This window comes from Leifsonia sp. P73 (assembly GCF_051059105.1).
Classification (GTDB): Bacteria; Actinomycetota; Actinomycetes; order Actinomycetales; family Microbacteriaceae; genus Leifsonia.
The window spans coordinates 3,120,484-3,132,218 of sequence record NZ_CP194931.1; the positions used below are offsets into that span (position 1 = coordinate 3,120,484).

The window sequence follows — 11,735 nt, forward strand, 5'->3', positions numbered from 1 at the left end:
ATGCCCCGCACCCGCGACGAGATGGCGGCCCGCGCCGCCCTCGAACTGGAGGACGGCTCGTACGTGAACCTGGGCATCGGACTCCCGACGCTCATCCCGAACCACCTGCCGGACGGGGTGCACGTCGTCCTGCATTCCGAGAACGGCATATTGGGCGTCGGGCCCTACCCGTGGGAGGGTGAGCAGGACCCGAAGCTGATCAACGCGGGCAAGGAGACGGTCACCGTCCTGCCCGGCGCGAGCTACTTCGACTCGGCCGCGAGCTTCGGGATGATCCGCGGTGGCCGCATCGCCACCGCCGTCCTCGGCGCCATGCAGGTCTCGGCCACCGGCGACATCGCCAACTGGGCGGTGCCGGGCAAGATGGTGAAGGGGATGGGCGGGGCGATGGACCTCGTCAACGGCGCGGAGCGCGTCATCGTGGTCATGGAGCACGTCGCCAAGGACGGCTCGGCCAAGCTGGTCGAGCAGTGCACGCTCCCGCTGACGGGGCGCGGCTGCGTGGACCGGATCATCACCGACCTCGCCGTGATCGACGTGACCGAGGACGGCCTGGTGCTGCAGGAGGTCGCGCCGGGCGTGACCGTGGACGACGTGGTGGCCGCCACGGGCGCCCCGCTGACCATCCCGGCCGCCGTGACCGCGGGGACGGAGGCGGCGCATGCCTGAGCTGCGCGAGGTCGTCGTCTGCTCGCCGCTGCGCACGCCGGTCGGCCGGATGGGCGGCGCGCTCGCCCCGGTGTCCGCGCTGTCGCTCGCCGAGACGGTGCTGCGCGCCCTCCTCGACCGCACCGGGCTCGACCCGGCCGCAGTCGAGGGCGTGATCGGCTCGCAGGGCTACCCCACGATGGAGGCGCCCGCCTTCGGTCGCGTCGCCGCCCTCAACGCGGGCTTCCCGGTCACGACGACGGGCTACCAGCTCGACCGGCGCTGCGGCTCCGGCCTCCAGGCTGTGATCAACGCGGCGATGGAGGTGCAGACCGGCGCGAGCGACGTTCTGGTCGCGCTCGGCGCCGAGTCGATGTCGAACGCTCCTCTCTATACGGAGCAGGGTCGCCGCGGCCTCCCGCCCGGCGGCCTGATGCTGCACGACGCTCTCGCGCGCGGCCGCGAGACGGTGGGCGGCAGGAACTTCCCGACGCCGGAGGGCAACGTCGGCTCGGCGGAGACGCTGCGACGCGAGTACGGCATCCCGCGTGACGCGCAGGACGAACTGGCGCTGCGCTCCCACCAGCGCGCTGTCGCCGCCCAGGAGTCGGGCGCGTTCGACGCCGAGCTGGTGCCCGTGACCGTTCCGGGGCGCAAGGGCGACGTCGTGGTCGACCGCGACGAGCACCCCCGCGCCGACACGACCTTGGAGGCGCTGGCCGGCCTCCGCCCGATCCTCGGTCGCGGCGACCCGGAGGCGACCGTCACCGCGGGCAACTCCAGCGGCCAGAATGACGCGGCCGCGGCCGCGATCGTCACGACGCCCGAGCGCGCCGCCGCTCTGGGGCTGGTGCCGGTGCTGCGCCTGCGGTCGTGGGCGGTCGCCGGCAACGACCCCGCGGTGTTCGGCGTCGCTCCCGTCCCCGCGGCGAATAAGGCGCTGGAGCGCGCCGGTGTCACCTGGGGCGACATCGACGTGATCGAGCTCAATGAGGCGTTCGCGGTGCAGGTGCTCGCGTGCCTGGCGGACTGGGGCATCGACGCGGAGGACCCGCGGCTCAACCCGCGCGGCAGCGGCATCTCCATCGGGCACCCCATCGGCGCCACCGGCCTCCGGATGCTGGCGACGCTCGCCCACGAGCTCCCGGCCCTCGACGGCACGCTCGCGGTCGAGACCATGTGCATCGGCGGAGGCCAGGGCCTCGCGGCGGTGTTCGAGCGGGTCTGACCCGGACTCCGGAGGCGTGAGCCACGCTTGACCACGTTGGGGGCCGCGAATACACCGGCAACCGTGCCAGGCTCGGTCCGTGGAGGAGAACGCCGAGGCGAGGGAGCTCTTCGCGGGGGCTACCGAGCTGGTCGCGTGGGAGCCCCTGTGGAGGCGCCACTATGAGCCCGAGTATGTTCCGACCGGCGACGAGGTCTGGCACCTCGGGTTCGACAACCCTGACGCGGACGGTGTCATTTCGGGATATCTGGTCTTCCCTGCGGACGCGGGACGTCATCCCGCCGACCTGGTGGACCTCCCGGGAGAGCTGGCGTCGGTCCGCCTCGAGCTGACCGGCGCACCTGTCTGGACGGAGGAATGTCCCGGGATGTGGACGGCTCGCCTGCGGTCCACAGGGTCGACTGGCGGCTCGTCAGATTAGCGATCGCCCGCCCCTCGACGGGGGCGGTGTGTGCGAGGAGCGCTGCGCGTAGGGTGAGGTGGGCGTGCCGGACGGATTCCGGGAGCGCCCAGGGGAGGTGGGATGACGCAGGACGATGCGGTCGCGGTGGCGATCCGCGGTCTGCACAAGCGGTTCGGGGCGAAGGCGGCGGTCGACGGGATCGACCTCGACGTCCCCTCCGGCAGCTTCTACGGGCTGGTCGGCCCGAACGGCGCGGGCAAGACCACGACGCTCAACATGGTCACCGGCCTGCTGCGGCCCGACGCCGGCCAGGTGCTCATCCACGGCGCCGACATGTGGCGCGATCCGCTGGCGGGCAAGGCGCTGGTCGGGGTGCTCTCCGACGGCGTCCGGCTGTTCGACCGCCTCACCGGCGAGCAGCTCGTCGAGTACGCCGGCCTCCTGAGCGGCATGGACCGGCCCACCGCGATCGAGCGCACCCACGACCTCCTGAACCTCCTCGACCTCGCCTCCGCGGGCGGGACCCTCGTGGTCGACTACTCGGCCGGTATGACGAAGAAGATCGCGCTGGCCGCAGCCATGGTGCACGCGCCGCGCGTCCTCGTGCTGGACGAGCCGTTCGAGTCCGTCGACCCGGTGTCGGCGGCGAACATCCGCGACATCCTGCACGGCTACGTCCGGAGCGGCGGCACCGTCATCGTCTCGTCGCACGTCATGGACCTGGTGGAGCGGATGTGCGACCACGTCGCCGTGATCAACGGGGGCCGCGTGCTCGTCGCCGGCACCGTGGACGAGGTGCGCGCGGGCTCCACCCTGGAGGACCGCTTCGTGGAGCTGGTCGGCGGTCGCCGCGTCGGGGAGGGGCCGGAGTGGTTGCGACACTCGTAAGGCTGCGCCTGCTCGTCCTCCGCAACTCCTTCCGCCGCAGCACCTCGCAGCTCGTCGCCGTCATCCTGGGCGGCGTGTACGCGCTCATCGCGCTCGTCGTCGTCCTCGGCGGCCTCGTGCTGCTGGGCTTCGCGCCGGTCGAGCTGGTGCGCACGGTGGTCGTCATCGGCGGCTCGGCCGCCGTACTCGGCTGGGCGGTCTTCCCGCTGCTGCTGTCCGGCATCGAGCAGACCCTCGACCCCGCCAAGCTCGCCGTCTACCCGATCCCGTTGCGCCCGCTCATGCTCGGGATGCTGCTGAGCGCGGTCGTCGGCGTCGCGGGGGCGGCGACCACACTCGCGTCGCTGGCGACCTCGCTGAGCTGGCTCCGGCTCCCCGGCGTCGCAGTGGTCGCCCTCGTGACGGGCGCGCTCGGGGCCGCGACCTGCGTCGTCGTGTCGCGGGCCATCACCTCGGTGTCGAGCGGGCTGTCCGGCGGCCGGCGCTTCCGGGAGGCCAGCGGGCTGCTCATCCTCATCCCGCTCATCCTCGCCGGGCCCATCGTCATCGGCATCACGCGCGGCCTCCGCTCGTCGTCCGACGCGCTGCCCGCCATCGCGGACGGACTGTCCTGGTCGCCGCTCGGCGCCGTCTGGGCGGTGCCGTCGCAGCTCGCGCTGGGCGACCCGCTCGGCGCGCTGGCGCGGTTCCTGATCGCGGTCGCGACCTTCGTCGTGCTGTGGCTGGTGTGGCGCTGGGGACTCGCCCGGTCGCTGACGACCCCGGCGCGCGCGTCGTCGCGCGTCCGGGCCCAGGGCAAGCTCGGCTGGTTCGGCATCCTGCCCGGCACGCAGTCGGGAGCGATCGCCGCCCGCTGCCTGACGTACTGGTTCCGCGACCCGCGCTACCTGCGGCAGCTCCTCGTGATCCCGCTGATGCCGGTGCTGTTCTGGTTCTACTCGAGCCTCAACCACTCGTCGGTGCTGCCGCTGATCGGGGCTCCCGTCGTGGCGTTCTCGCTCGGCATCGGGATGATCGCCGACGTCTCGTACGACTCGACCGCGTTCGCGCTGCACGTCGCGAAGGCCGTCCCCGGTCGCGCGGACCGCTGGGGCCGGGCGGCGGCACTGCTCTCGTTCGCCGTGCCGGCGATCGTGCTCATCGCGCTCTTCGGCGCGGCGGTCGGCGACGCCTGGCACATCCTCCCCGGCCTGATCGGCCTCTCGCTCGGCATCCTGCTCACCGGGTCGGCGGTATGCGCGGTGACCTCGGCCCGGCTGGTGTTCCCCGTGCCGGAGCCGGGCGACAACCCGTTCCGGTCGCGGCCGGGCGCCAACATCTCGCTGCTCGGCCCGACCTTCGCCGCGTGGGGAGTGATCGCGGCGCTGTGCCTGCCCGAGATCATCCTGTTCGTCGTCGGGCTGGTGACCGGCGACGCGCTCTGGCTCTGGGCTGCGCTCGTCGTCGGCGTGGCGCTGGGCGGCGTGCTGGTGGGCGTCGGCGTGCGGATCGGCGGCAACATCCTCGACGCCAGGGCGCCGGAGCTGCTGCTGCAGCTGCGGAAGGACGGCTGATCGTGGCCGGTCTCACCGGATGGAACGACTGCCTCGACCGGCTGGTGGCGACGGCCTGAGGCGCCCCTAAGCTGGCCGCATGGGCAGCATCGCAGTGCACGAGTTCGTCTCCCTCGACGGCGTCTTCGAAGACCCGAGCTGGACGGCGGAGTACGGACTCGACTCCGAGATGGGCGACGACCTCGCGCGCATCACGGGCGCGTCGGAGCGCATCCTCCTCGGGCGCCGCACGTTCGAGATGTTCGCGCCGGCCTGGTCGGCGCGCACGTCCGCGGACGACCCGGGGGCGCCGTTCTTCAACGACACCGAGAAGCTCGTCGTCAGCTCGACGCTGGATGACGCGGCCGCGGAGGCGACCTGGGCCAACTCGCGGTCGCTCGGCGGCTACGACGCCGACCGGGTGCGGGAGGCCAAGGACAGCGTGAGCGGCGGCCTCTACATCAGCGGCAGCGGCTCGCTCGTGCGTGCCCTGATCGCGGACGGACTGGTGGACGCCCTCCACCTCTTCGTGTACCCGATCGTCCGTGGCACGGGCGCGCGGCTGTTCCCGGAGGGCACGCCCGAGGCGAAGCTGCGGCTGCGGCAGTACGACGCCTATGCCAACGGTGTCCTCCACCTCCTCTACTCGCCGGCCTGATCTCCACAGATCCCGAATGCGGTCACGAGCTGACCGCTGTGCCGGATAGCGTCATATCCGACGGTGAACAGCGTCTCCTCACGGGGGCGGATGTCGCCGGTCCGCGCTAGCGTTAGGTGCTGTACGGGGGTCATCGCACAGCGCCGTGTCGGCGGGGCCGACGGCAGTGTGCGCCCGACATCACTCCACCAGAGCAGAACCAGGAATCACCGTGACTCTTCTTCGATTGGCGCTGCGGTTCATCCGCCCGTACTGGGGCGCGGTCGCGGCCGTGGTCGTGCTGCAGCTCATCGCGACCATCGCCGCCCTCTACCTGCCCACGCTCAACGCCGACATCATCGACAAGGGCGTCGTGAAGGGCGACACCGACTTCATCTGGTCGACCGGCGGCATGATGCTCATCGTCTGCTTCGTGCAGGTCGCCGCGGCCATCACGGCGACGTACTTCGGCGCGCGCTCCTCGATGTCGCTGGGACGTGACATCCGCCGTTCCTTCTACCGCAAAGTCGACTCGCTCCCGGCGCTCGACTTGGCGCGCTGGGGCATGCCGACGCTCATCACGCGCAACACCAACGACGTCCAGCAGGTGCAGATGCTCGTGCTGATGACGCTCAACTTCATGGTGTCGACGCCGATCATGTGCGTGGCGGGCGTCGTCCTCGCCGTGCGGGTGGACGCCGGGCTCTCGTGGCTCGTCTGGGTGTCGGTCGCCGTGCTGTTCGTTGTGGTGGGCATCCTGGTCTGGCTGCTGCTGCCGATGTTCCGCGTGATGCAGGAGCGCATCGACGGCGTCAACGGCGTCATCCGCGAGCAGATCGTCGGCATCCGCGTGATCCGCGCGTTCGTCCGCGAGAAGTTCGAGACGGCGCGCTACGACGATGCGAACGCCGCGCTCACCCGCATCTCGGTCAAGGTCGGCAACGTCTTCGTCCTGATGTTCCCGCTCATCATGCTCATCCTGAACGCCGCGACGGTCGCCGTGCTGTGGTTCGGAGGCCACCGGGTCGGCGCGGGCGACATCCAGGTCGGGGCGCTCACGGCGTTCCTTCAGTACCTGCTGCAGATCCTGGTGGCCGTGATGATGGGCGTGTTCATGGCCATGATGATCCCGCGCGCGATGGTCTGCGCCGAGCGCATCGACGAGGTGCTGAGCGCGGTGCCGTCCACCGGCGCAGGCGCGGGCACCGGTCGCGTCCCCGCCGACGGGCGGGTCGAGGTCGCAAGAGTCACCTTCGGCTATCCGGGCGCCGAGAAGCCGGTGCTGAGCGACGTCGCTTTCACCGCGGAGCCCGGGCGGGTGACCGCGATCGTCGGCTCCACCGGATCGGGCAAATCGACCCTGGTCTCGGTCATCGCCGACCTGTTCACCCCGCAGAGCGGGGAGGTGCGCATCGGCGGCGTCCCGGTCGACTCGCTGAGCCGGGAACAGCTCTCCGGCGTGCTCGGCCTGGTGCCGCAGAAGCCGTACCTCTTCTCCGGAACGGTCGCCAGCAACCTGCGGTTCGGCCGGCCGGACGCCACGGACGACGAGCTCTGGGAGGCGCTGCGCGTCGCCCAGGCCGAGGACTTCGTGCGTGCCAAGGAGCACGGCCTCGATGAGCGCATCGCCCAGGGCGGCACCAACGTCTCCGGCGGTCAGCGCCAGCGGCTCTGCATCGCCCGCGCGCTGGTGGCGGAGCCCGCGGTCCTGCTGTTCGACGACTCCTTCTCGGCGCTCGACGTCGCGACCGACGCCCGGCTGCGGAGCGCCCTGGCGCAGTCCACGGGCGACGCCACCGTCATCGTGGTGGCCCAGCGCGTGTCCACGATCCGGGAGGCGGATCAGATCATCGTGCTCGACGACGGCAGAGTCGTCGGACGCGGCACCCACGACGACCTGCTGGAGACGAGCGAGACGTATCGCGAGATCGTCGAGTCCCAGCTGAGCCTGGAGGTGGCCTGAGATGGCGCGCCAGAAGAAGAACCGCACCGCCGGCGCCGCGGAGCAGGACGGCATCCTCACCGAGGCCGGCGTCGAGACGGCGATCGAGGAGCTGGAGCTCGAGTACGAGTACGAGCCCACCGAGGGCGACGGCGACATGTTCGGCGGCACGCCCGCCAAGAAGGCCGAGCACTTCTGGCCGTCGTTCAAGCGGCTGATGGGGTTGCTCAAGCCCGAGTGGCTCGCCATGACATTCGTGACCCTGCTGGTCGTCGTCTCGGTGGCGCTCATCGTGATCGCCCCGAAGATCCTCGGCAACGCCACGGACGTGATCTTCAAGGGCGCTGTCGGCAGGATCACCGCGACCGGCCTGGTGCCCGGTCACGGGATCGACTTCGTGGAGCTCGGCCGGCTGCTGACGATCGTGCTCGCGATGTATGTCGCCGCGTCGCTCCTGCAGTGGTGGCAGGGCTACCTGCTGAACGCGCTCGTGATGCGGGTGATCTACCGCCTGCGCGCCGATGTGGAGAGCAAGCTCAACCGGCTCCCGCTCAGCTACTTCGACACCCGGCAGCGCGGCGACCTGATGTCGCGCGTGACCAACGACGTCGACAACATCCAGACGGCGTTGCAGCAGGCGTTCTCGCAGCTCATCCAGTCGGTGCTGACGGTGATCGGCATCGGCATCATGATGTTCATCGTCTCGTGGCAGCTCGCCCTCATCGCGCTCATCTCCATCCCGCTCTCCGGGGTGATCGCCGGGGTGATCGGCACCCGGTCGCAGAAGCTGTTCAAGCAGCAGTGGAGCTCGACCGGCGCGCTCAACGGGCACATCGAGGAGTCGTACTCCGGGCTCGACCTGGTGCGCGCCTTCGGTCGCGACGCCGTGATGCTCGAGGAGTTCGACCAGCGCAACGACAAGCTGTGGAAGTCGACGGTCGGCGCCCAGTTCGTGTCCGGCATGATCATGCCGGCGATGAACTTCGTCTCCTACCTCTCGTACGTGCTGATCGCGGTCGTCGGCGGCCTCCGCGTCGCCTCCGGTCAGATGACCATCGGCGACGCGACGGCGTTCATCCAGTACTCGCGGGAGTTCTCGCAGCCGATCGGCCAGATCGCGGGCATGGCGAACATGCTGCAGTCCGGTGTCGCCTCGGCCGAGCGCACGTTCGAGTTCCTCGACGCGCAGGAGCAGTCGGCCGACGTCGAGACGCAGCACCTGCCGGAGCGTGCCGACGGCCGTGTCGAGCTCGAGGGCGTGGACTTCTCGTACGACCCCGAGACCGAGCTGATCCGCGACCTCTCATTGTCGGTCGCGCCGGGTCACACGGTCGCGATCGTCGGTCCGACCGGCGCGGGCAAGACCACGCTGGTCAACCTGATCATGCGGTTCTACGAGCTGAACGGCGGCACCATCCGCCTGGACGGCATCGACACGACGGACCTGTCCCGCGCCGAGCTGCGGGGCCAGGTCGGCATGGTGCTTCAGGACGCGTGGCTGTTCTCCGGCACGATCCGCGAGAACATCCGCTACGGCCGGCTCGACGCGACGGACGAGGAGGTCGTGGCGGCCGCCAAGGCGACGATGGTCGACCGGTTCGTCCGCCAGCTCCCTGACGGCTACGGCACGAAGATCGAGGCGGACGGCAGCAATGTGTCGGCCGGCGAGCGCCAGCTGCTCACGATCGCACGGGCGTTCATCGCGAACCCGTCGCTGCTCATCCTCGACGAGGCGACCTCGTCGGTGGACACCCGCACCGAGCTGCTGGTGCAGCACGCGATGGCCGCGCTGCGGAGCGACCGCACGTCGTTCGTGATCGCGCACCGGCTCTCCACGATCCGCGACGCGCACACCATCCTGGTGATGGAGCACGGCCGCATCGTGGAGCAGGGCGACCACGCGACCCTCCTCGCGAAGAAGGGCGCGTACTACGACCTGTACATGACCCAGTTCCGGGGCGCCGCCACGGAGCAGGAGACGGAGCCCGATGCGGCGGCAGAGGAGGTCCCGACAGCGTAGGCGGCGGAACGCTTACACCGGATTGTTCGAAATGTGAACGAGTTGAGCCGGTGCGGGAGCCGGTCGTAGAACATCAGTATGACGATCGACTCCCGCGCCGCGCTCCCGCCCGGCCCCACCTACGACTACGGCGGCCACAGCGTGCAGATCACGCCCGAGCCGGGGTCCGGCACCCGCTGGCGGGTGACGGAGGACGACGGTTACCTCGGGTTGATCGCGACGGCCGATCCGGTCAAGGGCGAGCCGGAGGTCCACTTCGCCGTGCACTTCGCGGGCGAGGAGGACATCCCGCCCATCAAGATCGTTCCGTTGTGGACGACCGCCGTCGAGTTCCTCATCGACGCGGGCGAGCCGCAGACTCCGCCCGTGACCTGACGCGGCGGCGCGGAGCTGGTGTGCGGGCGGCGTCGGGGTTGAGCGGGCCGCCCGCACATCATCAGCAAAACACCGTGGGAAATCCCGGTCGACGCGATTGACAACGGCGACCAGTCGTGCCCGCACGACTCTGCGCGCAGACGCGACTCGGCCCCGGCGCTCTGGGCACCGGGGCCGGGGAGGCGGGCGTCGCAGGGACGCCGGCTTCTGGTCGTCGCGTGGGCTCTCGCTAGGCGAGGGCGCCGATCGCGAAGCTCACTGCGCCCTGCTCGTCCACCTGGGCGTCGAGCACCTTGTCGTCGAGGGCGACGGCGGCACCCGGCTCAAGGAAGAGCCGTGCCCCGGCGGACTCGACCACCTGGTCTGCGGGCTCCGGCTCGGGGGTCACGGCCGCAGCGAACGCGGTGTTCTGCGGGTTGCTGCTGCTGATCCGCAGCCCGGCGTCGTCCTGCGGCGCCTGGTCGGTGAGGGTCTTGACGATCGTGCTGGCGTTCTCGGTCAGGGTGAGCACGTGCTCTCCTTTCGTTGGTCCTCCAGGAGCCGCCCACGGTCCCGCGGTCCGCTCCCGAGCGCAACCCCGCACGTCGCCATTGCCAGGAAACGTCCACGCGGCGCGGAGGCGGGGCGCAGGCCGACATCACCGGAGGACGTTCAGCAGTTCCCGGTTGAAGGCGGGCAGGTCGTCCGGTTTCCGCGACGACACCAGGGTGAACGGCCCGGCGTCGACCACGTTCTCCTCGTCCACCCAGGTCGCTCCCGCGTTGCGATAGTCGGTCTGCAGGCTCGGCCAGCTCGTGAGCGTCCGCCCGTCGACCACGCCGGCCTCGATGAGCACCCAGCCGCCGTGGCAGATCACCGCGATCGGCTTGCCGGCGTCTGCGAACGCCTTCACCAGCGCGACCGCACGCGGGAACGTGCGCACCTGGTCCCCGTTGGCGACGCCGCCGGGCAGCACCAGCGCGTCGAAGTCGTCCGCCGACGCGGCGTCGAGGGTGAGGTCGACGGGGAACTCGTCCGCCGGGGTGAGGTGGTTGTAGGCGCGCACGGTCCCTGAGTCTTTCGAGATGAGCGTCGCGCGCGCCCCTGCGTCGGTCACCGCCCTCCACGGCTCCACCAGCTCCGCCTGCTCGATCCCCTCCGGACCGACCAGGAATGCCACCCGCTTGTCGTCGTAGGCCATCTCGGCTCCTTTCGTCCTCCCATCCCTACGCCGCGGCCGGGGAGAATGAACCCATGCCGAACATTCCCCAGGTCCCGCTCAACGACGGCAACCGCATCCCGCAGCTCGGCTTCGGCGTCTACAAGATCCCGGAGGACGAGACGGTGGACGCGGTGCTGACCGCGCTGGAGGCCGGGTACCGGCACATCGACACGGCGACGTTCTACGAGAACGAGCGCGCCGTGGGGAGGCCGTGCGGCGCAGCGGGCTGCCGCGCGACGACGTGTTCGTGACGACGAAGGTGTGGTGGACCGACAACGGCTACGACTCGACGCTGCGCTCGTTCGACGCGAGCCTGGAGCGCCTGGGCTTCGACGCGGTCGACTTGTTCCTGATCCACTGGCCGGCGCCGCAGCGCGACGAGTACGTGGAGACGTGGCGGGCGTTGGAGCACCTGAAGGCGGAGGGCCGCGCCCGCTCGATCGGCGTCGCCAACTTCCACACCCACCACCTCGACCGCCTCGCCGCCGAGACGGAGACCGTGCCGGCGGTGAACCAGGTCGAGCTGCACCCGTGGCTGCCGCAGCGGGAGGTCCGCGCGTACGACGAGGCCCGCGGGATCGTGACGGAGGCGTGGTCGCCGCTCGCCCGCGGCCGGGTGCTGGACGACCCGCTGCTCGCAGGCCTCGCCGCGAAGCACGGGGTGACCTCGGCGCAGGTGGTCATCCGCTGGCAGCTCCAGCTCGGCAACGTGGTCATCCCCAAGTCGTCGACACCGGAGCGCATCCGCTCGAACCTGGACGTCTTCGGCTTCGACCTCGACGCCGCCGACCTCGCCGCGATCGACACCCTCGAGTCGGGCGAGCGCACCGGCAAAGACCCCGACGACCTCGGCTGACCTAC

Annotated in this window: 11 protein-coding genes and 1 pseudogene; 10 read left to right on the top strand and 2 right to left on the bottom strand. The window is 70.7% G+C overall.

The genetic code is table 11. The annotated features are described in order from the left end of the window. The 9 genes from ACQ86L_RS16090 (at position 1) to ACQ86L_RS16130 (ending at position 9,673) form a co-directional block, all read left to right on the top strand. A complete protein-coding gene (locus ACQ86L_RS16090; RefSeq protein ID WP_434316315.1) occupies positions 1-669 on the top strand; it encodes a CoA transferase subunit B in 669 nt (222 codons plus the stop codon). Continuing rightward, entirely contained in the window at positions 662-1,876 is a 1,215-nt protein-coding gene (locus ACQ86L_RS16095; RefSeq protein WP_434316316.1) for an acetyl-CoA C-acetyltransferase, read from the top strand. Before ACQ86L_RS16090 ends, ACQ86L_RS16095 begins: the two co-directional genes overlap by 8 nt. A 79-nt stretch (positions 1,877-1,955) precedes the next feature. Further along, complete coding sequence (locus ACQ86L_RS16100) at positions 1,956-2,297, top strand: hypothetical protein (protein ID WP_434316317.1); 342 nt, start codon at positions 1,956-1,958, stop codon at positions 2,295-2,297. 102 nt (positions 2,298-2,399) lie between these two features. Next, the gene (locus tag ACQ86L_RS16105; protein WP_434316318.1) at positions 2,400-3,167 is read left to right on the top strand and encodes an ABC transporter ATP-binding protein; all 768 of its coding nucleotides are present in this window, start codon (positions 2,400-2,402) and stop codon (positions 3,165-3,167) included. Continuing rightward, positions 3,149-4,720: a transporter gene (locus tag ACQ86L_RS16110; protein WP_434316319.1), complete on the top strand. Its 1,572-nt coding sequence runs from the start codon at positions 3,149-3,151 to the stop codon at positions 4,718-4,720. Before ACQ86L_RS16105 ends, ACQ86L_RS16110 begins: the two co-directional genes overlap by 19 nt. Positions 4,721-4,799: 79 nt before the next feature. Beyond that, entirely contained in the window at positions 4,800-5,357 is a 558-nt protein-coding gene (locus tag ACQ86L_RS16115) for a dihydrofolate reductase family protein (protein ID WP_434316320.1), read from the top strand. Between the two features lie 211 nt (positions 5,358-5,568). Beyond that, entirely contained in the window at positions 5,569-7,299 is a 1,731-nt protein-coding gene (locus ACQ86L_RS16120) for an ABC transporter ATP-binding protein (RefSeq protein ID WP_434316321.1), read from the top strand. Between the two features lies 1 nt (position 7,300). Further along, positions 7,301-9,298 (top strand): ABC transporter ATP-binding protein, encoded by a 1,998-nt coding sequence (locus ACQ86L_RS16125; protein ID WP_434316322.1) that lies wholly within the window; start codon positions 7,301-7,303, stop codon positions 9,296-9,298. Positions 9,299-9,376: 78 nt separating this feature from the next. After that, positions 9,377-9,673 (top strand): hypothetical protein, encoded by a 297-nt coding sequence (locus ACQ86L_RS16130; RefSeq protein ID WP_434316323.1) that lies wholly within the window; start codon positions 9,377-9,379, stop codon positions 9,671-9,673. A 229-nt stretch (positions 9,674-9,902) separates the two neighbouring features. Here the strand turns inward: ACQ86L_RS16130 and ACQ86L_RS16135 are convergent, their stop codons facing one another. Beyond that, positions 9,903-10,184, bottom strand: coding sequence for a Fe-S cluster assembly protein HesB (locus ACQ86L_RS16135; protein ID WP_345840111.1), 282 nt, complete (start codon positions 10,182-10,184; stop codon positions 9,903-9,905). 126 nt (positions 10,185-10,310) lie between these two features. Next, on the bottom strand, positions 10,311-10,853 hold the full coding sequence (locus ACQ86L_RS16140) for a type 1 glutamine amidotransferase domain-containing protein (protein WP_434316324.1): 543 nt from the start codon (positions 10,851-10,853) through the stop codon (positions 10,311-10,313). Positions 10,854-10,906: 53 nt separating this feature from the next. Between ACQ86L_RS16140 and ACQ86L_RS16145 the strand changes: the two are divergent. Then, a pseudogene (locus tag ACQ86L_RS16145) lies at positions 10,907-11,730 on the top strand (aldo/keto reductase). Positions 11,731-11,735: the final 5 nt, after the last annotated feature.

What these genes read in the sequence shown, in the direction of transcription:
- ACQ86L_RS16090 (WP_434316315.1), top strand. Translation starts at nt 1, where the DNA reads ATGCCCCGCACCCGCGACGAGATGGCGGCCCGCGCCGCCCTCGAACTG.
- ACQ86L_RS16095 (WP_434316316.1), top strand. Translation starts at nt 662, where the DNA reads ATGCCTGAGCTGCGCGAGGTCGTCGTCTGCTCGCCGCTGCGCACGCCG.
- ACQ86L_RS16105 (WP_434316318.1), top strand. Translation starts at nt 2,400, where the DNA reads ATGACGCAGGACGATGCGGTCGCGGTGGCGATCCGCGGTCTGCACAAG.
- ACQ86L_RS16115 (WP_434316320.1), top strand. Translation starts at nt 4,800, where the DNA reads ATGGGCAGCATCGCAGTGCACGAGTTCGTCTCCCTCGACGGCGTCTTC.
- ACQ86L_RS16125 (WP_434316322.1), top strand. Translation starts at nt 7,301, where the DNA reads ATGGCGCGCCAGAAGAAGAACCGCACCGCCGGCGCCGCGGAGCAGGAC.
- ACQ86L_RS16130 (WP_434316323.1), top strand. Translation starts at nt 9,377, where the DNA reads ATGACGATCGACTCCCGCGCCGCGCTCCCGCCCGGCCCCACCTACGAC.
- ACQ86L_RS16140 (WP_434316324.1), bottom strand. Translation starts at nt 10,853, where the DNA reads ATGGCCTACGACGACAAGCGGGTGGCATTCCTGGTCGGTCCGGAGGGG.